Below are 24,321 nucleotides of genomic sequence, written 5' to 3' on the forward strand. Positions count from 1 at the left end.
GTCATCATTCGGGACGGTCCAGCCACCCGCTCGCGAAGCTGGGCCAAACGTGCGTTACGGTGACGAAACGGACCCAGGGTGGGCCGTCGCACGCATGTGAAGAACCAGGGAGAAGGCCATGGCCAGCAAGGCTGAGAAGATCGTCGCCGGGCTCGGCGGTATCGAGAACATCGACGAGATCGAAGGCTGCATCACCCGCCTCCGCACCGAGGTCCACGACCCGAGCAAGGTCGACGAAGCCGCGCTCAAGGCCGCCGGGGCCCACGGCGTCGTCAAGATGGGCACCGCGATCCAGGTCGTCATCGGCACCGACGCCGACCCCATCGCCGCCGACATCGAAGACATGATGTGACCGGCCACCCAGCCCACCGCTGAGCCCGCCGCCCGGCCCTCCGCCGAACCGGCCGCCCGGCACCGTACAGGCCCCGCCCACCCGGACGGGGCCTGTGGCGCATCCGAACAGACCTCGCGACGCACTCGAACGGACGCCACCGCCGCACCCGATAAAGTCGACGCCATGTCTCGTATCGACGGCCGCACCCCCGAACAGCTCCGCCCGGTCACCATCGAACGCGGATGGAGCAAGCACGCCGAAGGATCCGTACTCATCGCCTTCGGCGACACCAAGGTCTTCTGCACCGCCTCCGTCACCGAAGGCGTCCCGCGCTGGCGCAAGGGCAGCGGCGAAGGCTGGGTCACCGCCGAATACTCCATGCTGCCCCGCTCCACCAACACCCGCGGCGACCGCGAATCCGTACGCGGCAAGATCGGCGGCCGCACCCACGAGATCAGCCGCCTCATCGGCCGCTCCCTGCGCGCCGTCATCGACTACAAGGCCCTCGGCGAGAACACCATCGTCCTGGACTGCGACGTCCTCCAGGCCGACGGCGGCACCCGCACCGCCGCCATCACCGGCGCCTACGTCGCCCTCGCCGACGCCGTCACCTGGGCCCAGCACAAGAAGATCGTCAAGCACGGCCGCAAGCCGCTGACCGACACCGTCTCCGCGATCAGCGTCGGCATCGTCGACGGCACCCCCCTCCTCGACCTCTGCTACGAGGAGGACGTCCGCGCCGAGACCGACATGAACGTCGTCTGCACCGGCGACGGCCGCTTCGTCGAGGTCCAGGGCACCGCCGAGGCCACCCCCTTCGACCGCAAGGAGCTCGGCGCCCTCCTCGACCTCGCCACGGCCGGCTGCGCGGACCTCACCGTCATCCAGCACGAGGCGCTCGCCCGCACCCTGGGCGAGTAAAGAAGCAACCAAGTACGCACCGCAGAGCGTCGTTACGAACACGGGCGCACGGGTCGAACCGTGCGCCCGTCCGCGTATCCGCATCCGGGGAGGAACCGCACCATGGCCAAGGCCACCCGCCACCGCCGCATCACCGTCGCGCTGACCCTGACCGCCCTCGCCCTCACCGCCGCGTCCGGCTGCGGCGCCGTCGACAAGGCACTGGACTGCGTCCGCACCGCCGACGCCATCGCCACCAGCGTCGACAACCTCCAGCAGGCCGTCTCCAACGCGGCCGGCGACCCCACCCAGGCCTCCGAAGCCCTCGACGAGATCGAGAAGGAACTCGGCAACCTCGGCGACAAGACCGACAACGCCGACCTCAGCAAGGCCGTCGACGACCTCCAGGCGGGCGTCGGCAACGTCCGCGACTCCATCGACAAGGGCGACGCCACCCCCGACATCACCCCGGTCACCGACGCGGCCACGGAGATCGGCAAGGTCTGCACCCCCTGACCACCCCCTGACCACCCCCGATACTGGGTGGCATGACCCGCCTCATCCTCGCCACCCGCAACGCCGGGAAGATCACCGAACTCCACGCGATCCTCGCCGACGCCGGCCTCAGCCATGAGCTCGTCGGCGCGGACGCGTACCCGCACGTCCCCGACGTCAAGGAAACCGGCGTCACCTTCGCCGAGAACGCCCTGCTCAAGGCCCACGCCCTGGCCAGGGCCACCGGCCACCCGGCCATCGCCGACGACTCCGGCCTCTGCGTGGACGTCCTCGGCGGCGCCCCCGGCATCTTCTCCGCCCGCTGGGCCGGCACCCACGGCGACGACAAGGCCAATCTCGACCTGCTCCTGGCCCAGCTCTCCGACATCGACGAGGCCCACCGCGCCGCCCACTTCGCCTGCGCGGCCGCCCTCGCCCTCCCCGACGGCACGGAACGCGTGGTCGAGGGCCGCCTGCCGGGCACCCTGCGCCACACCCCGTCCGGCACCAACGGCTTCGGCTACGACCCGATCCTCCAGCCCGAGGGCGACACCCGCACCTGCGCGGAACTGACCCCGGCGGAGAAGAACGCGATCAGCCACCGGGGCAAGGCGTTCCGGGCGTTGGTGCCGGTGGTGCGGGAGCTGGTGGACCAGGCGTAACGGGTATGAGAACGGCCTGCGAATCAAGTCCCTTGATTCGCAGGCCGTTTACTGTGCGGCGGAAGGGATTCGAACCCTCAAGCCGTTTCACGGGCCACAGATCCTAAGTCTGCTGTGTCGCCATTGCACCACCGCCGCCAGTCGAAAGACATGCTACCGGGGTGCTCCCGCGGGCCGGCCGGTACGGGGTCAGATGCCGAGGTCCCTGATGATCTTGGCGACGTGGCCGGTGGCCTTGACGTTGTAGAGGGCGTGTTCGACCTTGCCCTCCTCGTCCACGACGATCGTGGAGCGGATGACGCCCGTCACCGTTTTGCCGTAGAGCTTCTTCTCGCCGAAGGCGCCGTACGCCTCAAGGGTCTCCTTGGACGGGTCGCCGACCAGGGTGACCTTGAGGTTCTCCTTCTCGCGGAACTTGGCGAGCTTCTCGGGCTTGTCGGGGGAGACGCCGATGACGTCGTACCCGGCGCCGGTGAGCAGCTCCAGGTTGTCGGTGAAGTCGCAGGCCTGCTTGGTGCAGCCGGGGGTGAGGGCGGCCGGGTAGAAGTAGACGATGACCTTGCGGCCCTTGTGGTCGGCGAGCGAGATCTCGTTGCCGTCGGCGTCGGGCAGGGTGAAGGCGGGGGCGGTGTCGCCGGGCTGGAGTCGCTCGCTCATGGTTCTCCTCGGGTGGCACGTGGGGTGTACGGGACCGAGCGTAATAGGGGTGCCGCCGGGTGCGCGGGCGGTCGAGCTGACAGACTGTCGATGAAGGTTTCGATGAAGGTTTACCGGACGACGACCACGGAGGCGGCGCAGTGTCGGATGCCAGGACCCCTGCGCAGATCGAGGCGGACATCATCAGCAGGCGTGAGCAGCTTGCGGTGGTGCTCGATGAGATCGGGGTGCGGGTGCACCCGGATACGATCATGGGTGACATGAAGGCAAAGGCCGCGGAGGCCGTGGACCGGACGGCCGGGCGGGCGTTCGTCGCGGTGAACCGGGCGGTGTCGGACGTGAAGGCACAGTTCGTGTCCGAGGACGGGGCCCCGCGTCTGGAGCGGGTGATCCCGGCGGCGCTGCTCGCGGTGGGTGTCGTGGGTCTGGTCGTGGCGTCGAAGCGGCGCCGGAAGGGCTGACGCGCGGTCCGTGCACCCCTGAGGGGCGTGCGGGCGCGACGGACAGGTAGGTTGCGGGGCGTGAGCGAGAACACCGACGACAAGCTGCCCATCCGCATGCTGCACGACCGTGTGCTGGTCCGGTCCGATACGCCCGAGGGCGAGCGGCGTTCCGGTGGCGGCATCCTGATTCCGGCGACGGCGGCGGTCGGCCGTCGGCTGGCCTGGGCCGTGGTGGTCGCGGTGGGCCAGAACGTGCGGACGGTGGAGCCGGGCGACCGGGTGCTGTACGACCCCGAGGACCGTGCGGAGGTCGAGGTGCGCGGGGTGGCGTACGTGCTGATGCGCGAGCGGGATCTGCACGCGGTGGCGGCGGACCGGTTCGAGGGGTCGGTGGATTCGACCGGGCTCTATCTGTAGCCCCTGTCCATAGCTGTGTGCTTGGCCTGGTGACCGGCGTCACCAGGCCTTTTACATGTTCTTTGCTACGGTGGGGTGACCCCCGACGAGACGCGCCGTACCGGGTTCTGAAAAGACGACGCACCCGTTCTGTCCGCGTGTTCTGTCTTGTCGGAGGTGCCGTCATGGCCTGGGTTCTGCTGGTTGTCGCCGGTCTGCTGGAAGTGGCCTGGTCGATCGGGATGAAGTACACCGAGGGGTTCACCCGGCTCTGGCCGAGCGTGTTCACGGGCCTCGGGATCGTGGCGAGCATGGTGTTGCTGTCCCATGCGGCCAAGACGCTGCCGATCGGTACGGCGTACGGGGTGTGGGTCGGGATCGGTGCGGCCGGTGCGGCGGTGCTGGGCATGGTGGTGCTGAACGAGCCGGTGACCGCCGCCCGGATCTTCTTCGTCTGTCTGCTGCTGGTAGCCGTCGTGGGGCTGAAGGCGACCTCGGGTCACTGACTCGGGGCGGGGGTGGCCCGGGGGCCGGGGAGGAGTTCGTTGCCGCTCCTGGCACCGTTGTGGCCGCCCGGACCCTCGCCGCCGTTGTACCCGCCCGGGCCTCCGCCGCCGTTGTCGCCGCCGCGTGGGCCGCCGTTTTCGCCGCCGCCGTTCTGTGCGCCGCCGTTGCCCGTGGTGCCGTCGGTCGGGCTGCCGGTGTCGGTGCCTCCGGTGGCCGGTTCGCTGCTGCCGGGGATCGTCGGGCTGCTGGGCGGGGTGGTGCCGGGGGTGCTGGGCGGGGTGGTGCTGGAAGTGCTCTCGGAGGGGGTTCCGGTGCCCTCGGGGCTGGTTTCCTCGTCGGTGGGCGGGGCGGGTTCCTCGGCGCCGCTTTCGAGTTCGAGGTCGAAGTCCGTGGCCGTGGTGGACCGCAGGGCGGCCTCGGTGTACTGGGCCCAGGTCTGGGCGGGGGCGCCGCCGCCGTTGATGCGGGCGAGTCCGAGTGCCCCGTACAGCGGTTTCTGTACGCCGGTCTCGGGGTCCTGGCCCATGACGGCGACGACAGTGGCGAGGTCGGGGGTGTAGCCGGCGAACCAGGCCGCCTTGTCCTCCTCGGCGGTGCCGGTCTTGCCGGCGGCGGGGCGGCCGGCGGCCTGGGCGGCGGTGCCGGAGCCGCGCTCCACGACGCTCCGGAGGATCGAGGTCGTGGTGTCGGCGGCTTCGCGGCTGACCGCCTGCTCGGTGTGTCCGCCGTCGGGGAGGTCGAGGTTCTCGCCGTCCTTGGTGATCCGGTCGACGAGGACGTACGCCCGGTGCCGGCCGTGGTTGGCGAGGGTGGCGTACGCCTCGGTCATGTCGAGGACGCTGGCGGTGGCGACGCCGAGGGCGTTGGACGGGTACGCGGTGAGGTCGGGGGTGTTCTTGGGAAGGCCGAGGTCGATGGCGGTCTGCTTGACCTTGGCGGGGCCGACGTCCTCGGCCATCTGGGCGTAGACGGCGTTGACGGACTTGTCGGTGGCGACGGAGACGGTGATGGGCCCGTAGCTGATGTCGTCCTCGTTGGCGGGGGCGTAGCCGGTGGGGCCGTCGGGGCCCTGGACCATGCGTTTGTTGGTGCCGTCGTAGATGGTGCGGGGGGTGATGCGTCGGCCGTCCTGGGTGGTGGAGCGGTTGGCGACGGCGGAGGTGAAGACGAAGGGTTTGAAGGTGGAGCCGACCTGGTAGTCGCGGCGGGTCGCGTTGTTCACGTACTGCTTGGTGTAGTCGACGCCGCCGTACATGGCGACGACGCGGCCGGTGCCGGGGTCGATGGAGGCGCCGCCGACGCGGACGTTGCGGTCGGCCTCGCGGTCGGGGCTGGTCTGGGACATGACGTTGTCGTCGACGGCCTTGACGAGGGCGTTCTGTTTCTTCTTCTCCAGGGTGGTGGTGATCCGGTAGCCGCCGGTGGCGAGGGTGTCCTCGTCGATGACGTCGTTGCCGGTGAGGTAGTCCTCGACGGCCTGGACGATGTAGCCGCGCTGTCCGGAGAGGCCGGTGGAGGGCTTGACCTTGCCGGGTACGGGGAATTTCATGGCGGCGCGTTCGGCCGGGCCGAGCCATTTCTCCTTGACCATGCCGTCGAGTACGTAGTTCCAGCGTGCGAGGGCGGCGGCCTTGTTCTGGGGGTGGACGACGATGTCGTACGCGCTGGGGGCGTTGAGCAGGGAGGCGAGGTAGGCGCCCTCGGCGGTGGTGATCTCGCCGATGTCCTTGGAGTAGTAGGCCTGGGCGGCGGCCTGGATGCCGTAGGCGTTGCGGCCGAAGTAGCTGGTGTTGAGGTAGCCCTCGAAGATCTGGTCCTTGGACTCCTCGCGGTTGAGCTTGACCGCGATGAAGAACTCCTTGGCCTTGCGGACGAGGGTCTGTTCCTGGCCCAGGTAGTAGTTCTTGACGTACTGCTGGGTGATCGTCGAGCCGCCCTGTTTGCCCTTGCCGGTGAGGGTGTTGAAGGCGGCGCGGGCCATGGCCTTGAGGTCGACGGCCCGTTCGGAGTAGAAGTCGCGGTCCTCGGCGGCGAGGACGGCGCGCTGGACGGTGAGCGGGACCTGGGCGAGCTGGATGTTCTCCCGGTTGACCTCGCCGGAGCGGGCGATGACGCTGCCGTCCTTGTAGAGGTAGACGTTGGACTGGAGTGTGGCGCTGGCGTTGGCGGGCGGGATGTCGACGAGTTGGTAGCCGGCGATGAAGCCGCCGATCAGGAGCAGGGCGACGAAGAGGACGGCGCCGAGGACCATGCGCCAGGTGGGGATGGCGCGGCGCCATCCGGTGCGCTTGGGACGTCTGGGCTGCTCGGGGCGTTCGGGTTGCCCGGGTGTCTCGGGGTTGTGGGCGGCCGGGTCCCTGGGAGCCCAGCCCCGGGGTTCGTTCTCCCCGCTCGGCTGCTGTGGGTCGTCGCTCATGTCCGTGCAGACTCCTCGGCCGCGGTCAGTTCCCCCATAGTGCCCTTTTCTGGGGAATAAGCGCCGGATTCACCCTGGATCGACCCCGGATCGCCCCCGAAAAGCGGTCGCGGCGGCCGTTCTCGCTGGACTAGGGTCTTGCGCTTTGGTGTCCAAAGCCGTTGGGCACCCGACGATGGGGGGTGTGCGCGGTGCGGCTCTACGCAGTGGTGGCGGCGGGACAGTTCCGGCGCTTCGCCACCTACCGGACCGCCACGGCGGCCGGAGTCTTCACCAACACCGTCTTCGGGTTCATCCTCGCGTACACCTATGTGGCGTTGTGGGACGAGCGGCCGCAGCTCGGTGGTTACGACATGTCCCAGGCGCTCAGCTATGTCTGGCTGGGGCAGGCGCTGCTGATGACCTGTTCCATGATGGGCGGCGGTTTCGAGGACGAGCTGATCGAGCGGATCAGGACCGGCGACGTCGCGGTCGATCTCTACCGGCCGGTCGATCTCCAACTGTGGTGGCTGGCGGGCGATCTGGGCCGGGCCGCGTTCCATCTGCTGGGGCGGGGCATCGTGCCGATGCTGGTGGGAGCGCTCGCTTTCGATCTGGCGCTGCCTTCCTCGCCGGGGGTCTGGGTGGCCTTCCTGGTCTCGGTGGGGCTCGGCGTCGTGGTCAGTTTCGCGATCCGCTATCTGGTGGCGCTGTCCGCGTTCTGGCTGCTGGACGGGGCGGGGGTGGCGCAGATGTCCTGGCTGGCCGGGATGTTCTTCTCCGGGATGCTGCTTCCGCTGACGCTGTTCCCCGGGGTGCTGGGGGACGTCGCGCGGGCGCTGCCGTGGTCGTCGCTGCTCCAGGTGCCGGCCGATGTGTTCCTGGGCAAGTACCCGGGCTGGGAGCTGGTGGGGGCGTACGCCTTCCAGGCCGGCTGGGCGCTGGCGTTGCTGCTGGTGGGACGGATGGTGCAGTCGGTGGCGACGCGAAGGGTGGTGGTCCAGGGTGGCTGACACGACGGGTGCGGTGGAGGTGGCCGGGGCGGCGGACGGACCCGGCGGTCGTCCCGCGGACTGGCCCGATGTGGTGTTCGCCGAGCGGCCCCGGTTCGTCGAGGGGGTCAGGGCGTACGGGCTGATCGTGATGATGTGGCTGCGCTCGACGATGGCGTACCGCGCCTCGTTCGCCATGACGGCGTTCGGGAACTTCGCGGCGACCGCCTTCGACTTCGTCTCGATCCTGCTGATGTTCTCGCACGTGGACCGGCTGGGCGGCTACACACTGCCCGAGATCGCCCTGCTGTACGGGGTGGCGGGCACCGCGTTCGGTCTCGCCGACCTGTTGCTGGGGTCGATGGACCGGCTGGGCGCGCGGGTGCGCGACGGCACGCTGGACACGCTGCTGGTGCGGCCGGTCCCGGTGCTCGCCCAGGTGGCGGCGGACCGGTTCGCGCTGCGCAGGCTGGGGCGGGTGATCCAGGGGGTGCTGGTGCTGGGGTACGCGCTGGTGGCGCTGGACATCGAGTGGACGCCGCTGAAGGTGGCCATGATGCCGATGATGCTGCTGAGCGGGGCGGCGATCTTCGGGGCGCTGTTCGTGGCGGGAGCGGCGTTCCAGTTCGTCGCGCAGGACGCCTCGCAGGTGCAGAACGCCTTCACGTACGGCGGGAACACACTGCTCCAGTACCCGCCGTCGGTCTTCGCGAAGGACCTGGTGCGCGGGGTGACGTTCGTGGTGCCGCTGGCCTTCGTGAACTGGCTGCCCTCGCTGTATGTGCTGGGCCGGGACTATCCGCTGGACCTGCCGGTCTGGGCGGCGTTCCTGCCGCCGGTGGTGGCGGGTCTGTGCTGGCTGCCGGCCGGTCTGGGCTGGCGCGCGGGGCTGCGTGCGTACCGCAGCACAGGAAGTTGAACCATGACTACGAACGGGACAGGGCATCGGACATGGACGCGGAAAACCCCTCCGGCTTCATCGAGCTCGACCAGGTGGAGAAGGTCTTCGACGTGCGTCGCAGGACCGGATTCATGCGCAGCGAACGCCGGCAGGTGCGGGCGGTCGATTCGATCAGTTTCCGTGTCGCGCGCGGCGAGATGGTCGGTTACATCGGTCCCAACGGTGCCGGGAAGTCGACCACGATCAAGATGCTGACCGGCATCCTCACCCCGAGCGGTGGCCGGCTGCGGGTGGCGGGCATCGACCCTTCGCGGGAGCGTACGAGGCTGGCGCACCGGATCGGTGTGGTGTTCGGCCAGCGCACCACGTTGTGGTGGGATCTGCCGCTGCGCGACTCGTACCGGCTGATGCACCGGATGTACCGGATTCCCGACGCGCGGTACCGGGAGAACCTGGAGCGCTGTGTCGAACTCCTCGATCTGGGCGAGCTGTTGGACGTTCCGGTGCGGCAGCTGTCGTTGGGGCAGCGGATGCGCGGTGACATCGCGGCGGCGCTGCTGCACGATCCCGAGGTGTTGTATCTGGACGAGCCGACGATCGGTCTGGATGTGGTCTCCAAGTCCAAGGTCCGTGGTTTCCTGCGGGATCTGAACGCCGAACGCGGTACGACGGTGCTGCTCACGACCCATGATCTGACGGACATCGAGCAGCTCTGCAAGCGTGTGATGGTGATCGACCACGGCCGGCTGATGTACGACGGGGCGCTCGCCGGTCTGCATGAGGTGGGCGAGAGCGAGCGGACACTGGTGGTCGATCTGGAGCACCAACTGCCGCCGATCCGGCTGGAGTCGGCGCCCTCGGTCCGCACGGTCAAGGTGGAGGGTCCGCGGCAGTGGCTGGCCTTCCCGGCCTCGGAGTCGGCCGCTCCGCTGGTCGCGCGGATCGCCGCGGACTACCCGTTGGTCGACCTGTCGGTGCGGGAGCCGGACATCGAGGCGGTGATCGCGAAGATGTATGAGTCGGCCACCGGCATGTAGGGCTGGGACGGGGGCGGGGACGTTCAATAGGCTTCGCGGTATGACAAGTGACCTTCCGGAAATGCGTGCTTCCGATTCCGAGCGTGAGCGTGTCGCCGAGACCCTGCGCGAGGCGGTTGCCGAGGGCCGGCTGGATATGGCTGAGTTCGATCAGCGGCTCGAAGCGGCCTACAAGGCGCGTACGCATGGGGAGTTGGAGCCGCTGGTGCGGGATCTTCCCGCACCGGGCGCCGAGGTGGCCCCGGTGGGGGCGGCTCCGGCGCGGACCACCGGGTCGCAGAAGCGGTGGGCGGACCGGATCGGCAAGCCCGCCACGTCGAGCGGCGCGTTCGCGATCTGGGGCGGGTTCGGGCGCCGGGGGAACTGGACGGTGGGCCGGAAGTTCACCGCGTTCGCGATGTGGGGCGGCGGTGAGATCGATCTGCGGGAGGCGAACTTCGAGGACCGCGAGGTGGTCATCCGCTGTTTCGCGCTCATGGGCGGCATGCAGGTGACGGTTCCGCCGGAGCTGAATGTCGAGGTCCGGGGGATCGGCATCATGGGCGGCTTCGGGGAGCGCTCGAAGGACGACGGGGTCCCGTCGCCGGACTCCCCGCGGGTGCGGATCACCGGGCTCGCGCTGATGGGCGGCGTCGGTGTGGAGCGTAAGCGGAGCAAGGCGGAGAAGCAGCGGCTGCGGGACGCGGAGCTGGAGCGGCTGCGGGACCGGCAGCGGGAGCTGGACGGGGAGCGCGGGAGCGGACGCGGTCGCGGTCGGCTGGAGAAGGGTCCGTCGGACTGAGCGGCCGTTGGGGGTACTCGGCGGCCGTCCACGTGCCGTGTCACGGATCGATGGTGCCGGACGTTCTCGCGCTCGCCCCGGGGCGCGTCATCCGTCCGCGGCGTCTTCGGCCTCCCGGCGCAGCAGGTCGCCCGGCCGGCACTTGAGCACCTCGCGGAGCGCGCGCTTGCATCGCGGCCCGCTCGACTGCGCCGAAGCCCTGCCGTCGATGGGGCGACACCGTCCGGTGCCGACGGTGAGTGGCACCGTTCGACGGGGCCTCGGCGCCGGATCACCGACGGTTTGCGGCGAGGCTCTTGACCATCTCGCCGTCGACCAGGACGGCAAGGCAGCCGCAGTTGCCGACGCAGTACTCGACCTCGCCTTCGGACGTGGGGTGGTGGGACCTCAGCGTCCACCACTCCGTCTCCTCCGGAGTCGATTCGTGGCAGACGGGGCAGCGGTCGCCCGGCGGTATGACCGTGGATGCGGGAGTCATGCCACCAACATGGCGTCATGCTCCAAGACACTTCAACCATTACATCGACCGTCGGCCCGAGCTGGACGATCCCTGCGGCGATCGGCAGGTCCGGCACCCCGGGCGGCACGGCGAACTGCCCCGGCGCCGGCCAGAACTATCAGTGCCATGGCACACAGTTGACGTGCTGCGAGCTGCTCGTGCAGCAGGATGAAACCGACTGCTCCCGCCACTGCGGGACTCAGCGCGAGCAGCACCCCGAACGTGCGCATGTCGATGCGCCGCAGGACCGTCATGTCCAGTGCGTACGGGATCAGGGACGACAGAAGCGCCACCAGGAGACCGGTGCCGAGGACGGCAGGGTGGGCCTGGATACCGCCACCGTCCGTGACGACCGCGATCGGCGTCAGCACGCAGGCGCCACAGGCCAGCGCCAGGGTCAGGCCCGTCCAGTCGGGGAACAGGCGCCCCACACGCCGGCTCAGGACGACATACCCGGCCCGGCACACTGCGGCGGCACCTCCCAGCAGGAGCCCTGCGACGGAGAGCGAGGAATCCGGGGAGGCCAGCAGGAGCACGCCCACGAGCGCCGGCACGGCCACCGCGAGGTGCTCAAGCCGACGGGACAGGGCGATCGACAAGGTGAGAGGCCCGAGCAGTTCCAGGGTCGCGGCCACCCCGATCGGCAGCTTGCTGATGGCCTGGAAGTAGGCCAGGTTCATGGCCGCGAGGACCAGCCCGAGCGAGATGGCCGCCCTCCACTGCACAGCCGTGACCTTCCCGAGGCGCGGCCGTGCCAGCGCCCACAGGATCGCGGCCGCGAAAGCCAGTCGCATTCCGGCCAGCGCCGCGGGGCCGACTGTCGCATACGCCCCCTTGGCCACGGCCGAACCTGCTTGAAGGCTGACGATTTGGGCCAGCATCAACGCCGGTGCCGTCACGGCGCCCTGCCACGGCGGGCGGGGAACCTTCGCTGCTGCACTCATCGGTGTCCTCATCCCTGGCCGGCGTGACCGGGCCGCCGTGACAACGGCGCCGGCCGTCCGGCCTGCCGCCACGCACCAATACGGTTCGGACGACACACGATGGTGTAATAGCTCTATGCACTTCAACCATTACGGAGGCGAGGCCGCCCGGCTGGCCGCGGACCTGGTCAACCTGACCGCACCACCACGCCCCGAGCACCTGGAACCACTGCTCGCCGCACATGGCGTGGTGCACCGCACGCTCACCGCCGCGCAAACCGAGGCGGTCTGGACATGGAGCCGGGGTCTGGCCTCATGCTTCGGGCGGCAGGACCTGGAAGAGCGGTGCCAGGCGGTCAACGCGCTTCTCGCCGACGCCTCCAGCAGTCCCCGCATCTCCCTGCACGACGGCAACCCCCACCTGCACTACAGCGCGATCGGCGCCGACGCGGCCGACCACATCCGCGCCATCACCGCGGCCGGGCTCGCCTACGTCGTGTGTTCCGCCGGCGCCGAGCGGCTCGGGCGTTGTGCCCGCCGCGAGTGTGAACTGGCATTTGTCGACACCTCCCGCAACGGGCGACGTGCCTACTGCTCCGTGCGCTGCGCCAACAACGACGCCGTGGCACGCCACCGCGAACGGCACCAGGGTTCAACTACGCAGAGGACAGGGCGAGTCCGCCGGGAGCCGGCCGGGAACCGCACGTTCGGCAACCACGCCGGTTCCAGCAGCGACTCGTAGCCGACCTGCCCGCCCGGCACACCTGGCGATCAGGACGGCGTCCCCCGCCGCTCCCGCGGTCTGCCCGCCATCAGAGCAGGTCAGAGCAGGTCAGGGTAGGTGGTCAGGGCAGGTCAGGGCAGGTCAGAGCTGGTCGGACGCGGGCTGCTCGTGCACCAGTGTCGTCAGGTCCACCGTCGAGCCCAGCTGCCGGTACCCCGCGTCGTTCAGGTGGAGGTGGTCGCCGCTGTCGTAGGCCGGCAGGAGCCGCGTCGGGCGGTAGGGGTCACGGGCCGCCGCGTCGAAGTCGATGACGGAGTCGAAGATCCCGCCCGCCCGGATCAGCGCGTTGACCCGCTCCCGTACGTCGTTGCTCCTGGGCGTCCAGGTGGCGTACCCCTCGTACGGCATCAGTGTCGCCCCGACGACCCGGAGTCCGCGGGCGTGGGCGCGCAGGGTCAGGGAGCGCAGGCCGTCCGCGATGCGCTGCGGGTCGGTCTCCTGCGGGGACTGCTGCACATCGTTGATGCCGAGTGCGATGACGACGGTCTTCACTCCGGCGACGTCCAGTACGTCGCGGTCGAAGCGGGCGCTCGCCCGTACGCCGCGTCCGTCGCGCAGGACGCGGTTGCCCGCGATGCCCGCGTTGGCCACCCCGTACCGGCCGCCGAGCCGGTCGGCGAGCACGTCGGGCCAGCGGCTGTTCGTGTCGAGGGAGGAGCCGGTGCCCGCGGTGAGGGAGTCGCCGATCACGGCGATCGTTCCGGCGGCGGTCCGGGTGTGCACTTCGACGGCGGTGAGGTAGCGCCAGCCGTCGGTCCGCCGGGTGCCCCAGGCGGTGTCCACGTACGAGGTCTGGTGGCCGCGCTCGTGGACGGTGACGGGACCCTGGGCGGTGGGCGTGCGCAGGGTGACGACGAGATCGGAGTCGGCGGGGACCGGGACGGTGACGGGGTCGCTGACGATCTGCCCGCCGGCCGCCACGGTCACGGTGGAGGCGCCGGCGAAGGTCACCGGGCGGGTGTTCACGGTGACGCGGTCCATCACCAGCGGACGGGTGCCGAAGGCGTTGGAGAGGGTGATGCGGGCCGCGTCGCCGCCGATGCTGGTGTGCACGACGTTACGGACGGTGCGGCGGTTGAGGGCGCTGCTGTTGTAGGAGTCGGGCACCCCGGTGACGGGGGCCGCGGTCCAGGTGGCGGCCCAGAGGCCGGTGGAGTGCGCGGGTGCGGCGGGCGTACGGGCCACGGACCGCGGGTCGGGTACGGCCCCCTCCTTCGGCCGGGTGCCGGTGCCGGTGCTGGTGCCGGAGAACAGCAGGGAGCCGGTGAACGCCACGGCGGCGGCGAGCGCGGCGGTGCCCGCCACGAGGGCGATGAGCAGGGCGTACCCCTGGCGCCTGGGCATGGGCGGTGTGTCTCCTCATGATCAATTGGACTGGTCCCATGATGGGGCAGGGCGTCGGGAACTCGACGTGCGGCCCGGGAGTAGGTCAGGTAGGGACAATGCGTACGGGACACCGGGGGCGAGGCGTACGCGGACGGGTGGAGCGGATGGAACGGATCGACCGGACCGGAGCCGGGGAAGAGGCTGCGCGGCAGCAGGAGCGTGTCGGGGGACGGGCGGCGGGTGCGGCCCGCCCGGGGGCCGGTGGCCGTCCGGCCCCGCTCGCCTCGTTCGCGTACACGGCGGCCGACGAGGAGAAGCGGCGCGGGGTGCGCCGGATGAAGACCACGGCCACGGGCCTCCTTCTGCTGGTCGCGCTCGTGTACGTACTGGCCACCTGGGCGAAGAACGCAGGTGTGGGCGGTTGGCCGGGCTTCGTCGCCGCGGCCGCCGAGGCGGGGATGGTCGGTGCGCTGGCCGACTGGTTCGCCGTCACGGCGCTGTTCAAGCGTCCGCTCGGCCTGCCGATCCCGCACACCGCCATTATCCCCACCAAGAAGGACCAGCTCGGGGCGTCCCTGGGTTCCTTCGTCGGCGAGAATTTTCTCTCCGGCGATGTCGTGCGGGGCCGGATCCACGCGCTCGGTGTCGGCCGCCGGGTCGGTGCGTGGCTGGCCGAGCCGGATCATGCGGACCGGGTCACCGCCGAGCTGTCGACCGCGTTGCGCGGGGCGCTGAAGGTGCTGCGGGATTCGGATGTGCAGGCCGTGGTGGGGGAGGCGATCACCCGGCGGGCCGACGCGGCGGAGATCGGTCCCGGCCTCGGCAAGATGCTGGACAAGATCGTCGCCGACGGCGGCCACCGCAGGGTGGTGGACCTGATCTGCGTACGCGCCCACGACTGGCTGGTGCTGCACGGCGACTCGGTGATGGACGCGGTGCAGGGCGGGGCCCCGGGGTGGACGCCGCGGTTCGTCGACAAGCGGGTCGGGGAGCGGGTCTACAAGGAGCTGCTGCGGTTCGTCACGGAGATGCGGGACATGCCGGGGCACCCGGCGCGTGCCTCGATCGACACGTTCCTGACGGACTTCGCGGCGGACCTCCAGACGGACTCGGACACCCGGGCCCGGGTGGAGCGGCTGAAGTCGGAGATCCTGGGGCGCGGTGAGGTCCAGGACGTCATCGCCTCGGCCTGGTCGTCGGTGCGCACGATGATCATCGCGGCGGCGGAGGACGAGCAGAGCGAGCTGCGGCTGCGGGCGCGGGCCTCACTGATGTCGCTGGGGGCGCGGCTGGCGACGGACGGCCGGCTGCAGGCGAAGCTGGACGGCTGGCTGGAGGACGCGGCGGTCTATGTCGTCACGACCTACCGCGCGGAGATCACCTCGCTGATCAGTGACACGGTCGCGAGCTGGGACGCGGACCAGACGTCGAAGAAGATCGAGGCGCACATCGGCCGCGACCTCCAGTTCATCCGGATCAACGGCACGGTGGTGGGTGCGCTGGCAGGCCTGCTGATCTACACGGTGTCGTGGGCGCTGGGCGCGTAGCGGAGCCCGGACAGCAGCAGGGCGGGGGCTCTTCGGAGCCCCCGCCCTCATGCGTGCTTCAGGCGGCCCGGCGGGTGACCGCCCACGACGCGGCGGCCATGCTGCCCGCCACGGCGAAGACGGCCGGCCAGGCGCCGACCTTCTTGGCCAGCGGGTGCGAGCCGGCGAACGCGGCGACGTACGCCGCGGTCAGCCCGGCGGCCGCGCGCGGTCCGGCCTGCCGGTTCCACTCGTACGCGGCGACCGTGCCCGCGGCGGCGAGGGCGACCCCGCCCAGCGGCCGCTTCCTGGTCCACCGCGCGACGGCGTACCCGCCGACCAGCCCGCTCGCCGCCACCGCCGCTGCCGGAACCTTCGCCATCGCTGCCACCTTCGCCTTCTCATCCGTGTGATCCGGGCCCCGGGAGGGTGTGGCCCGGTTCTCCGAGGCTAACGCGACACCTCTTCGAGACCGACGCGGCGCCCGGGTTTCCGGTCGCCGAGGGGGTGCACAAGCGTTTACCCTGGGGGTGAACGTGTGTACACCCCCACGTCGCGCACATGCGCCCTCGCACTCCCGGGCCCCGCACGACGCCCTCGCCGCCGAGCAACGTACGGAGAGCCATGCCCGCGGACATACCCGCCCCGACCGCCGCCACCGATGAGGCGCCGCACCCCCGCTTCGCCGTCGCCGTGCTGGCGTTCTGCGGTGTCGTGGTCGCGGTGATGCAGACGATCGTCGTCCCGCTCCTCCCGCACATCCCGGCCCTCACCGGCGCGACCCCGGCCGCCGCGAGCTGGCTGGTCACCGTCACCCTGCTCACCGGCGCCGTCTTCACGCCGGTCCTGGGCCGGGTCGGTGACATGTACGGCAAGCGGCGGGTGCTCGTCGCCTCGCTCCTGGTGCTGGTGGTGGGCTCGGTCCTGTGCGCGGTCAGTTCCCACATCGGGGTACTGATCACCGGCCGCGCCCTGCAGGGTGCGGCGCTCGCCGTCCTGCCGCTGGGCATGAGCATCCTGCGCGACGAACTCCCGCCCGAGCGGGTGCTGTCCGCCGTGGCGCTGATGAGCTCGACGCTCGGCATCGGCGCGGCGATCGGGCTGCCGGTCGCCGCCCTCGTCGTCGAGAACTTCGACTGGCACACGATGTTCTGGGTCTCGGGTGCGATCGGCGTCATCGACATCGCGCTGGTGCTGTGGTGCGTACCGGAATCCCCGCTCCGTACCCGTGGCCGCTTCGACGCCCTCGGCGCGCTGGGGCTGTCCGGGGCCCTGGTCTGCCTGCTGCTCGCGGTCACCCAGGGCGCCGGCTGGGGCTGGACCTCGGCCCGGACGGTCGGCCTGCTGGTGGCGGCCGTCGTCGTGGCGCTGATCTGGGGCGCGTACGAGCTCCGGGTGGCGTCGCCCATGGTCGACCTGCGGGTCTCGGCCCGCCCGGCGGTCCTGCTCACCAACGTCGCGGCCCTGCTGATCGGCTTCGCCTTCTACGCGAACTCCCTGGTCACCGCGCAGATGGTGCAGGAACCGAAGGAGACGGGGTACGGGCTGGGCGCCTCGCTCGTCGTCAGTGGCCTCTGCCTGCTGCCGGGCGGCGTGATGATGGTGGCGCTCTCACCGGTCTCGGCGCGGATCTCGGCGAAGTACGGCCCGAAGGTCAGCCTGGCGCTGGCGGCCGGGGTGATCGGCACCGGTTACGTGGTGCGGTACTTCACCAGCCACGACCTCTGGCTGATCATCGCCGGTGCGACGGTCGTCGCCTCCGGCACGGCCATCGCGTACTCGGCACTTCCCGCGCTGGTCATGCGGGGCGTCCCGGTGAGCGAGACCGGTGCGGCCAACGGCCTCAACACACTGATGCGGTCGATCGGGCAGGCGTTCTGCAGCGCGACGGTGGCGGCGGTCCTGGCCAACATCACGTTCCGGGTGGGCGGCAGAACGGCCCCGACGCTCCACGCGTACCAGCTGGTCTTCCTGATCGCGGCGGGCGCGGCGCTGGCGGCGCTGCTGGTCACCCTGTGCCTGCCGGGCGGCCGGACACCCGCGACGGGTACGGTCGAAGAGCACCGTGACGTCCCCGCCGACCGGAAGGGCGGTACGCGGACGACGCCGATCCAGGAGGGCGCATGACCAGCGGCCAGGCCACCGCACCGGCCCCGACCCCGTCTTCGGCTCCTTCTTCCGCCCGGCCCGCCGCCGACCCGGGCAGCGGCCGGGACGCGATCCTGCGCGCCGCCCGCCGGGCGTTCACGCAGCGCCCGTACGCCGAGGTCACCATCAGGGGGATCGCGGCCGATGCCGGCGTGAGCCCGTCCCTGGTGGTCAAGCACTTCGGCCGCAAGGAAGAGCTCTTCAACACCGTCGCCGACTTCGGCCCCGCCGCCGCCGAACTCTTCGACGCGCCGCTCGCCGCCCTGGGCCGCCACATGGTCGTGACGCTGGTGAACCGCCGCCGCGAACTGCAGTCCGACCCACTGCTGCGCGTCGTCTTCTCGCTCGGCAACCGCGACGAACGCTCCCTGCTCCGCGACCGCTTCCACGAACAGGTCACCGACGCCCTGACCGCCCGCCTGCCCGGCCGCGAACGCGCCCTGCGCGCCGAACTGATCGCCGGCCACCTCCTCGGCCTCGGTGCCACCCTCAGCCTCCACCGCGAAGGCGCCGGCGCGGACGCCACCGCCGAACACATCGCGGACCTGTACGCCCCCGCGCTGCAGTCCTTGATCGACGGCCGTTGATCCGCAGTTCGGCGGGACCAGCCGTGGAACCGGGCGGGGAGGTATGGTCTGGGCCACCGCACGAGGGGGGCCTCATGTCTGTCCGTTCCATCCGCTCCATCCGCTCCATCCGCTCCACCGGTTCCAGCCGTTCCGCCGGTTCCACCGGATCCATCCGTACCGATGCGCGCGGCGCGGCAACGGCCGTGGTCACGGCGTTGGTTCTCGGAGCGTTCCTGGTGGGCTGCTCGGGCGCCGAGACCTCGCAGGGGCCGGGCGGCGACGTTCCCTATGTGGCGCCGTCCGTGAACGCCGCAGCCGCGTCCAAGGCCGCCGACGACGCCGCGGCGGCGAAGGAAGCCGAGGACGAGGCGAAGGAGAACGCGGAGGCGGCCGAAGCGGCCGAGGAGGCGCGCAACAGGCCGGAGGCCGTACGTGACGCCTTCGCGGGCCTCCAGGCCACGCTGAAAGACAACTGCACACCGGGATCGTCGAACTGCGCCTACTTCCTGGGCCGGGTCCACGACGAACTGGTCCGCCTGGACAAGGCCATGAAGGCGGACGCCCAGGGCCCCGGCCACTTCAAGGAGCCGATCGCCAAGATCGCCGCCCTGCGCAAGGCATTGAACGGCGACACCTCCACGGACAACCTGGAGAAGCACCGTTCCGAACTGATCGGCACCCGCGACCGCGTCAACACCTGGATGCAGGGCCACCCGGAGGACTACCGCTGACCGGCGTCCACGGTCACGGCCGGTAGAGCGCCCGGCACCGGTCCGGGTCGGCGGCCCCGCCGTCCGGCACCGGCAGGAAGTACTCCGCCTGCCACTTCTGCGTACGGCCGGCCTGGCGACTGGTCGTCGTCACCCACGGCGGGTAGACGCGGAACGCGCGCTTCCCGCCGACCCCGTCCGACGACACGATGTCCCGCTCCCGGAGCACGGCTCGCGGGAACACGAAGTGTCCGAAGCCACCGGTGTCGCGGGTGCTGATGACGAAGAGGTCGACGGGGTCCCCGGAGTCGTAGGGCCGGATCGGCCCACCGTGCGCGGACCGCTGCCACACCGTGACGAACTGGCCGGCCTTGGTCGGGGTGGTCCGGGCCACCCGGAACCGGACGGCGGAGCCGTCCACGGTGAACTCGTGCGCCCCGTACTCGGCGCTCTCCGCCTCGGGCACCGGCCTCGTGCACACGAGCCCGCTCGGGTCGTAGACGAGTGCCTTCGCCGCGAGGAGCTCGGCGTGCAGGGACGCACCGTCCGGCCAGGGCTCGGGCGGTCGGGCGTCGGGCGGGGGAGCAGGGAGTGTTGCCATTCACCCCATTCTGTCAGTGACTGTCCCACCGCTCTGTCAGTGACTGTCCCACCGCCGTGCCACGGGCGGTCGGGCGCCCGCTCGGACAGGCCGGCGGCCCGCGATGAGTTTCCGCAGCGGCCGGGGTCCTACCTCTGTCACCACAACGGCACCGCGACCGCGGGGCACCGATCGAGGAAGGACCACCGGCATGACCGCCACCCACACCCTCCGAGTACCCGGCGCGCACCTGCACTACGAGGTGCGCGGCACGGGACCGCTCCTACTGGTCATGGGATCACCCATGGAGGCCGAGGCCTTCGCACCGCTGGCCGACGCGCTCGCGAGCGACCACACCGTCGTCACGCACGACCCGAGGGGCATCTCCGGCAGCACTCTCGACGACCCCGACGAGGACACCCTCCCCGACCGGCGGGCGGACGACGTGGCGGCGATCCTGGACGCGCTCGGGGCCGATTCGGCCGATGTGTTCGGGAGCAGCGGCGGGGCGGTGACCGGGCTGGCACTCGTCGCCCGGCACCCCGACCGGGTACGGACGCTGGTCGCGCACGAGCCGCCCGTCATGGAGATCCTTCCCGACGCGGCCGAACTTCGCGCGATGACCGAGGACATCATCGAGACCTTCCACAAGGAGGGCCAGGACGCGGCCTGGACGAAGTTCATGTCCGGCGCCGGATTCGCCGACGAGGACGGGGAAGGAGCGGGGTGCGCCGAGGGCGGCGAGAGCGCCCCCGCCGGGCCGTTCGGTGAGCCCACGGCGCAGGACCTCGCCAACGGCGCCCGCTTCTTCGGCCACGACCTGCGGGGCACCGCCCGCTACGTACCCGACGTCGCCGCGCTGACGGCCGCACCGACCCGGGTCCTCGTCGGGGTCGGCGCGGCCTCGCAGGGGCTGATCACGTACCGGACGTCCATGGTGCTGGCGGAACTGCTCGGCACCCGGCCGGTCGAGTTCCCCGGCGACCACGCCGGCTTCCTGGGCGACCCGACGGGCTTCGCCGAGGCACTGCGCAAGACCCTGACGAGCTGACAAACGGGCGGGGACCGGGGGACGGGACCGGGGGACGGGACCGGGGGACGGGACCGCCTCGCCTATCCCCGTTCGACCTCCGCGGCCCGCCCCGTCAGCAGCCGGAGCACCTGCCCCAGCTGCTCACGGGCGCCCGGATCGGTGATGACCCCGTCCGGTCCGACCGCGTCGCGGTCCACGGAGATCCGTACGCAGGCCGGCTCCACGATGTCCGCACCGGTGTAGCCCAGCACCGTACGCAGTGTGGCTTCCGCGCCCTGGCCGCGCCCGGGCGCCGCGGCGTTGACCCAGGCGGTCGGCTTGTCGCAGATCTCGGTGCCGCCGACCGTCCAGTCCAGCAGGTTCTTGAACGTACCCGGCAGGGTTCCCGCGTACTCCGGCGTACAGACCAGCACGGCGTCCGCGTCGTCGATCGCCGCGCGCAGCTCCGTCACCGGAGCCGGCAGCGGATCCACGTCGTCGTCGGGGTTGAAGTGCGGGAGCGCCGCGAGGCCGCCGTAGAGAAGGGTCCGTACTCCCGCAGGCGCTACGGCCTGCGCGGTGCGCAGCACGGTCTCGTTGGACGAACCGCTGCGCAGGCTTCCGGACAGCAGGAGGATGACAGGTGGAGTGGGCATGCTCGCTCAACTCACGGGGGCCCGGCTCTCATTCCCGCTCCTGCCCCCGCCCCCGTGCACGACACCACCCCGGCACGGGCGCGGGGCGGCTCGTACCGGGGTGGGGGTCGGGTGGCGCGGCTCGCGGTGCGGTGGGATCAGCTGAAGACGACCGAGCGGAGCTTCAGCCGGCTGCTGGCGTGGCCGCCGTTGGGCCGGAGGGTGAAGTAGTCGCCCTCACAGTTGGGACCGCTGAAGACCGTCGCGCTGGAGTCGGTGAAGTTCCACGGAGTGTGGGCGGGGTTCGACGAGTTGGGGTCGGCGACCTCGGGAAGCGTGATGCACATCCGGCTCGGCGGGTCGAGGAGGAAGCCGATCTGCGCCGAGCCGTCGAGACCGGTGTACGTGTACGAGAAGTCTCCGGTGGCAGCGTCGGCCGAGGCCGGCACGGCGACGATGAGCGCGAGCGCGCCGAAGGCGGCAGCGACAGTGGAACGAAGACGCATGGGGGGAGCTCCTTGTGCGGTGATCAGAAGTGGCCGAAGACGGCCCAAGTCTGTGCCGCTGACCTGCGATTACGGTCGAGCGAGAGGTTCTGTCACCCGGACGTGAGCTGCTGAATCGGTTCTGCCGACGGCCATGCGGGTCATGAGCCCGCCCCACCGTGTTGACCACTGCGCCGACCATCGTCGGTTGTCGGCCGTCGGTCGTCGGGCTGCTCCGGTCCGGACCGGAGCAGCCCGTTCGGTGGCGAGGCCTCAATCCGTATCGCTGCCAGGTCATAGTGTGGTCCGGTGAAGACACAGATGATCGTGCTCAACGGTGGCTCCAGCTCGGGGAAGTCCAGCATTGCGAGGTGCCTTCAGACGGTGTTGCCGGACCCGTGGCTGACCTTCGGGGTCGACACACTGATCGAGGCGATGCCCGCGTCCATGAGCGAGTCGGACGCGGGCATCGACTTCGCTCCGGACGGCGAGGTGGTCGTGGGCCCCGAGTTCCGCGCGCTGGAGGCGAGCTGGATCGAGGGGATCGCCGCGATGGCCCGGTCCGGCGCCGGGATCATCGTGGACGAGGTGTTCCTCGGAGGCCCGGCATCCCAGCAGCAGTGGCAGAAGGCGCTCGGTGGACTCCGGGTGCTCTGGGTCGGAGTCCGGTGCGACAGCGCTGTCGCCACTGCCCGTGAGGCCGCGCGGGGCGACCGCACACCCGGCATGGCGGCCTTGCAGGCGGACGTGGTCCACCGGGGCGTGACCTACGACCTGGAGGTGGACACGACGAGGAGCGGGGCGATGGAGTGCGCGCGGATCATCGCAGCTCACACCAAGTGACGGGCCTCGCCCCACCGCCCCACTGATCGTTTCCGGCCACAGCACCGCACACCTCGCGGCGCCGCCCGTCCCGATGGGCGCCGCCGCGCGGCGGGCCCTACGCGTCGCCGAGCTCCAGCTCACCGACGACCTCGTCCTCGGCCTTCTCCCCGGTCAGCCGGAACCCGAGCCCGAAGTAGAACTGCTCGGGGCCGTGCTCACCGGGAACCCAGGTCGCGGTCGCTCGTGTCTGCCCGCGCCGCCGGATCTCCTCGCACACCGCTTCCACGGCGAAACGCCCGTACCCCCGGCCCTGGTGGTCGGCGGCGATGTTCAGCCGCCAGAGTCCGGAGCGCAGCCTGGTGTCGTTCGGATCGTCCGGGTAGAACCGGACGTCGAAGAAGGCCATGACGAAGCCGACGAGCTGCTCGCCGTCGAAGATCAACCGGGGCCAGGCGATGTCGGGGGTCGCGTAGGCCTGAGCCAGCGACCAGGCGACCGGCTTCACGAGTCCGTCCTGGTCCGGCCGTACTTTCAGTTGGCAGGCGGCCTCGACGTTGTCCGCCGTGACCTTTTCCAGCCGCAGTGATGAAGACATGCGGGAAACCTATGGGCCGACGCCCGGCCGCATCGAACGAATAACCGCCCCGATGCCTTCGCCGCGTTCCCGCCGCCTCGCGGTTCACAACGCCGGGATGCCCGGTACCGCCGAGGTGGCGGTACCGGGCATCCAGTGAACTCCCCTGGGGTCAGGGTCAGTTCGCGGGGGCCTGGTAGAGGCCCCGGCCGGCGCGGTGGGCCCGGGAGGTGGCGACGAGCCGGTCCAGGGTGCTGCGAACGGTGTTGATGCCGTTGGGGGTGAGCTCACGCCCCAGGGCCTTCGTCACGTCACGGGCGCGGACGGGGGTGTCGCCGGACTCGGCGAGCACCTTCATGGTCAGCTCGGTCAGGCTGCCGCTGTCGTCGGCGGCCGGTGCGGAGGTCGCGGCGCTCGCGGCCTTCTTCGGCGCGCGGGCCTTCGCGGGCTTGGCGGCCTTGGTCGCCTTCGCTTCCTTGGCCGGCGCGGCGGACTTGGTGCTCTTGACCGACCTGGTGGCCTTGGTCGCCTTGGCGGGCGCGGCGGTCTCCGTGTCCTCGGCGGTCTTGCCGCCCTTGGCGTCCTTGACCTCCTCGACCGGCTTGGCGGCGGCCTTCTTGGCCTGGCCGCGCTGAGCCCTCGGCTTGGCGGCGGCCTGCTTGCGGCCCTTGGGCGCGGCGGGCGCCTTGCGGGCGGTGCGGCGCGCGGGGGTGGCCGCCGCCTGCTCCTGCGGGGCTTCCGCCTGGACGACGGAGTCCACGGAATCCTGCGCCTGCTGCGGAATCCGGGCAGCGGGAATGCTCGCGGTCCCGGCGTCGGCACCGGTGTCGGCGGCCTCTGCGGCTTCGGCGGTCGCGCTGTCAGCGGCCTTGATGTCCTCGGCCGCGTCGGCGCCCGCGGTGGGCGCGGGGGCGGTGACGGGGGTGCCCGACAGGGCGCGCAGCGCGGTCAGCGCGGTACGCACCGACTCCAGGCGTTCGGTGACGGTCGCGAGTTCCTTCTCCAGACTCTGCTGGTGCTGCTCCAGACGCGGAAGTTCCGCCTCCAGCAGGGTAGTTGTGGCATCGATGGTGACCAGTGTGCTGGCCTCGGAGGTCATGGTGTCGCCCTTCTGTCCCGGCCGACCGTTGGTGACCGATGTATCGCAGGGTAAGGGGTGTTGTGTTGTGGCCGGAAATCGCCTCTCGATACGAACTGTTCGAGGAGCACCACCGCACTGGCCGTC

Annotated in this window: 29 protein-coding genes, 1 tRNA gene and 1 riboswitch; of the genes, 18 read left to right on the forward strand and 12 right to left on the reverse strand. The window is 70.9% G+C overall.

Translation table 11 applies throughout. From position 1 onward, the window contains the following. Positions 1 to 118: 118 nt before the first annotated feature. From ACFYY1_RS00450 to rdgB, 4 genes are all read left to right on the forward strand, one after another. Positions 119 to 352, forward strand: a complete 234-nt coding sequence (locus ACFYY1_RS00450; protein WP_014156020.1) for a glucose PTS transporter subunit EIIB — start codon at positions 119 to 121, stop codon at positions 350 to 352. A 165-nt stretch (positions 353 to 517) separates the two neighbouring features. After that, positions 518 to 1,255, forward strand: a complete 738-nt coding sequence (gene rph, locus ACFYY1_RS00455; RefSeq protein WP_388578840.1) for a ribonuclease PH — start codon at positions 518 to 520, stop codon at positions 1,253 to 1,255. Between the two features lie 102 nt (positions 1,256 to 1,357). Then, positions 1,358 to 1,750, forward strand: a complete 393-nt coding sequence (locus tag ACFYY1_RS00460; RefSeq protein ID WP_351257226.1) for a hypothetical protein — start codon at positions 1,358 to 1,360, stop codon at positions 1,748 to 1,750. Between the two features lie 32 nt (positions 1,751 to 1,782). Then, positions 1,783 to 2,391, forward strand: a complete 609-nt coding sequence (gene rdgB, locus ACFYY1_RS00465) for an RdgB/HAM1 family non-canonical purine NTP pyrophosphatase (protein ID WP_388578843.1) — start codon at positions 1,783 to 1,785, stop codon at positions 2,389 to 2,391. Between the two features lie 54 nt (positions 2,392 to 2,445). On the opposite strand, the gene ACFYY1_RS00470 is transcribed toward rdgB, so the two are convergent. Beyond that, a tRNA-Leu gene (locus ACFYY1_RS00470) sits at positions 2,446 to 2,529 on the reverse strand. A gap of 51 nt (positions 2,530 to 2,580) precedes the next feature. Then, the gene (bcp, locus tag ACFYY1_RS00475; protein WP_388578846.1) at positions 2,581 to 3,048 is read right to left on the reverse strand and encodes a thioredoxin-dependent thiol peroxidase; all 468 of its coding nucleotides are present in this window, start codon (positions 3,046 to 3,048) and stop codon (positions 2,581 to 2,583) included. 140 nt (positions 3,049 to 3,188) lie between these two features. Here bcp and ACFYY1_RS00480 point away from each other — a divergent pair, with 140 nt between their 5' ends. From ACFYY1_RS00480 to ACFYY1_RS00490, 3 genes are all read left to right on the forward strand, one after another. Next, a complete protein-coding gene (locus ACFYY1_RS00480) occupies positions 3,189 to 3,509 on the forward strand; it encodes a DUF3618 domain-containing protein (RefSeq protein ID WP_388578849.1) in 321 nt (106 codons plus the stop codon). 60 nt (positions 3,510 to 3,569) lie between these two features. Beyond that, entirely contained in the window at positions 3,570 to 3,908 is a 339-nt protein-coding gene (locus ACFYY1_RS00485) for a co-chaperone GroES (RefSeq protein ID WP_030923137.1), read from the forward strand. Between the two features lie 59 nt (positions 3,909 to 3,967). Next, positions 3,968 to 4,033, forward strand: a riboswitch (guanidine-III (ykkC-III) riboswitch). Between the two features lie 39 nt (positions 4,034 to 4,072). Further along, complete coding sequence (locus tag ACFYY1_RS00490; RefSeq protein WP_326765800.1) at positions 4,073 to 4,393, forward strand: multidrug efflux SMR transporter; 321 nt, start codon at positions 4,073 to 4,075, stop codon at positions 4,391 to 4,393. On the opposite strand, the gene ACFYY1_RS00495 is transcribed toward ACFYY1_RS00490, so the two are convergent. After that, a complete protein-coding gene (locus ACFYY1_RS00495) occupies positions 4,387 to 6,810 on the reverse strand; it encodes a transglycosylase domain-containing protein (RefSeq protein WP_388578853.1) in 2,424 nt (807 codons plus the stop codon). The genes ACFYY1_RS00490 and ACFYY1_RS00495 overlap by 7 nt on opposite strands. 191 nt (positions 6,811 to 7,001) lie before the next feature. Between ACFYY1_RS00495 and ACFYY1_RS00500 the strand changes: the two genes are divergently transcribed. The 4 genes from ACFYY1_RS00500 (at position 7,002) to ACFYY1_RS00515 (ending at position 10,500) form a co-directional block, all read left to right on the forward strand. Continuing rightward, entirely contained in the window at positions 7,002 to 7,802 is an 801-nt protein-coding gene (locus ACFYY1_RS00500; RefSeq protein ID WP_388578856.1) for an ABC transporter permease, read from the forward strand. Then, on the forward strand, positions 7,795 to 8,700 hold the full coding sequence (locus ACFYY1_RS00505) for an ABC transporter permease (RefSeq protein ID WP_388578859.1): 906 nt from the start codon (positions 7,795 to 7,797) through the stop codon (positions 8,698 to 8,700). Before ACFYY1_RS00500 ends, ACFYY1_RS00505 begins: the two co-directional genes overlap by 8 nt. Positions 8,701 to 8,732: 32 nt before the next feature. After that, positions 8,733 to 9,719: an ATP-binding cassette domain-containing protein gene (locus ACFYY1_RS00510; protein WP_388578862.1), complete on the forward strand. Its 987-nt coding sequence runs from the start codon at positions 8,733 to 8,735 to the stop codon at positions 9,717 to 9,719. A gap of 61 nt (positions 9,720 to 9,780) precedes the next feature. Continuing rightward, positions 9,781 to 10,500, forward strand: coding sequence for a DUF1707 domain-containing protein (locus tag ACFYY1_RS00515; RefSeq protein WP_388578865.1), 720 nt, complete (start codon positions 9,781 to 9,783; stop codon positions 10,498 to 10,500). A gap of 271 nt (positions 10,501 to 10,771) precedes the next feature. Here the strand turns inward: ACFYY1_RS00515 and ACFYY1_RS00520 are convergent, their stop codons facing one another. Together ACFYY1_RS00520 and ACFYY1_RS00525 are read right to left on the reverse strand one after the other, a co-directional pair. Continuing rightward, positions 10,772 to 10,978, reverse strand: coding sequence for a hypothetical protein (locus ACFYY1_RS00520; protein ID WP_388578868.1), 207 nt, complete (start codon positions 10,976 to 10,978; stop codon positions 10,772 to 10,774). A gap of 32 nt (positions 10,979 to 11,010) precedes the next feature. Next, entirely contained in the window at positions 11,011 to 11,898 is an 888-nt protein-coding gene (locus ACFYY1_RS00525; protein WP_388578870.1) for a DMT family transporter, read from the reverse strand. Between the two features lie 160 nt (positions 11,899 to 12,058). Here ACFYY1_RS00525 and ACFYY1_RS00530 point away from each other — a divergent pair, with 160 nt between their 5' ends. Then, positions 12,059 to 12,664: a CGNR zinc finger domain-containing protein gene (locus tag ACFYY1_RS00530; protein ID WP_388578873.1), complete on the forward strand. Its 606-nt coding sequence runs from the start codon at positions 12,059 to 12,061 to the stop codon at positions 12,662 to 12,664. A 123-nt stretch (positions 12,665 to 12,787) separates the two neighbouring features. Here the strand turns inward: ACFYY1_RS00530 and ACFYY1_RS00535 are convergent, their stop codons facing one another. Continuing rightward, positions 12,788 to 14,050, reverse strand: coding sequence for a GDSL-type esterase/lipase family protein (locus ACFYY1_RS00535; protein ID WP_388578876.1), 1,263 nt, complete (start codon positions 14,048 to 14,050; stop codon positions 12,788 to 12,790). Between the two features lie 146 nt (positions 14,051 to 14,196). Here ACFYY1_RS00535 and ACFYY1_RS00540 point away from each other — a divergent pair, with 146 nt between their 5' ends. Continuing rightward, the gene (locus ACFYY1_RS00540; protein ID WP_388578878.1) at positions 14,197 to 15,579 is read left to right on the forward strand and encodes a DUF445 domain-containing protein; all 1,383 of its coding nucleotides are present in this window, start codon (positions 14,197 to 14,199) and stop codon (positions 15,577 to 15,579) included. Positions 15,580 to 15,637: 58 nt separating this feature from the next. On the opposite strand, the gene ACFYY1_RS00545 is transcribed toward ACFYY1_RS00540, so the two are convergent. After that, on the reverse strand, positions 15,638 to 15,940 hold the full coding sequence (locus ACFYY1_RS00545; RefSeq protein ID WP_266732658.1) for a hypothetical protein: 303 nt from the start codon (positions 15,938 to 15,940) through the stop codon (positions 15,638 to 15,640). A 242-nt stretch (positions 15,941 to 16,182) separates the two neighbouring features. Between ACFYY1_RS00545 and ACFYY1_RS00550 the strand changes: the two genes are divergently transcribed. The 3 genes from ACFYY1_RS00550 (at position 16,183) to ACFYY1_RS00560 (ending at position 19,006) form a co-directional block, all read left to right on the forward strand. After that, positions 16,183 to 17,685 carry an MFS transporter gene (locus tag ACFYY1_RS00550; protein ID WP_388578880.1) on the forward strand — a complete coding sequence of 501 codons (1,503 nt, stop codon included), beginning with the start codon at positions 16,183 to 16,185 and terminating at the stop codon, positions 17,683 to 17,685. Continuing rightward, complete coding sequence (locus ACFYY1_RS00555) at positions 17,682 to 18,293, forward strand: TetR family transcriptional regulator (RefSeq protein ID WP_388578883.1); 612 nt, start codon at positions 17,682 to 17,684, stop codon at positions 18,291 to 18,293. Before ACFYY1_RS00550 ends, ACFYY1_RS00555 begins: the two co-directional genes overlap by 4 nt. Before the next feature lie 74 nt (positions 18,294 to 18,367). Then, entirely contained in the window at positions 18,368 to 19,006 is a 639-nt protein-coding gene (locus tag ACFYY1_RS00560) for a hypothetical protein (RefSeq protein ID WP_388578886.1), read from the forward strand. Positions 19,007 to 19,019: 13 nt separating this feature from the next. Here the strand turns inward: ACFYY1_RS00560 and ACFYY1_RS00565 are convergent, their stop codons facing one another. After that, the gene (locus tag ACFYY1_RS00565) at positions 19,020 to 19,586 is read right to left on the reverse strand and encodes a MepB family protein (RefSeq protein WP_388578889.1); all 567 of its coding nucleotides are present in this window, start codon (positions 19,584 to 19,586) and stop codon (positions 19,020 to 19,022) included. A 190-nt stretch (positions 19,587 to 19,776) separates the two neighbouring features. On the opposite strand from ACFYY1_RS00565, the gene ACFYY1_RS00570 reads away from it, so the two are divergent. Then, positions 19,777 to 20,616, forward strand: coding sequence for an alpha/beta fold hydrolase (locus ACFYY1_RS00570; RefSeq protein ID WP_388578892.1), 840 nt, complete (start codon positions 19,777 to 19,779; stop codon positions 20,614 to 20,616). A 62-nt stretch (positions 20,617 to 20,678) separates the two neighbouring features. On the opposite strand, the gene ACFYY1_RS00575 is transcribed toward ACFYY1_RS00570, so the two are convergent. Then, on the reverse strand, positions 20,679 to 21,233 hold the full coding sequence (locus ACFYY1_RS00575) for an NADPH-dependent FMN reductase (RefSeq protein ID WP_388578894.1): 555 nt from the start codon (positions 21,231 to 21,233) through the stop codon (positions 20,679 to 20,681). Positions 21,234 to 21,370: 137 nt separating this feature from the next. Beyond that, positions 21,371 to 21,718: a hypothetical protein gene (locus ACFYY1_RS00580; RefSeq protein WP_388578896.1), complete on the reverse strand. Its 348-nt coding sequence runs from the start codon at positions 21,716 to 21,718 to the stop codon at positions 21,371 to 21,373. A 288-nt stretch (positions 21,719 to 22,006) separates the two neighbouring features. Here ACFYY1_RS00580 and cpt point away from each other — a divergent pair, with 288 nt between their 5' ends. After that, positions 22,007 to 22,540 carry a chloramphenicol phosphotransferase CPT gene (cpt, locus tag ACFYY1_RS00585; RefSeq protein ID WP_388578898.1) on the forward strand — a complete coding sequence of 178 codons (534 nt, stop codon included), beginning with the start codon at positions 22,007 to 22,009 and terminating at the stop codon, positions 22,538 to 22,540. Between the two features lie 97 nt (positions 22,541 to 22,637). Here cpt and ACFYY1_RS00590 read toward each other — a convergent pair whose 3' ends face one another. Further along, positions 22,638 to 23,117 (reverse strand): GNAT family N-acetyltransferase, encoded by a 480-nt coding sequence (locus tag ACFYY1_RS00590; RefSeq protein WP_388578901.1) that lies wholly within the window; start codon positions 23,115 to 23,117, stop codon positions 22,638 to 22,640. A gap of 157 nt (positions 23,118 to 23,274) precedes the next feature. Then, entirely contained in the window at positions 23,275 to 24,195 is a 921-nt protein-coding gene (locus ACFYY1_RS00595) for a hypothetical protein (RefSeq protein ID WP_388578904.1), read from the reverse strand. Positions 24,196 to 24,321: the final 126 nt, after the last annotated feature.

The sequence above is a fragment of the Streptomyces sp. NPDC001890 genome, from assembly GCF_042891445.1.
Taxonomy (GTDB): Bacteria; Actinomycetota; Actinomycetes; order Streptomycetales; family Streptomycetaceae; genus Streptomyces.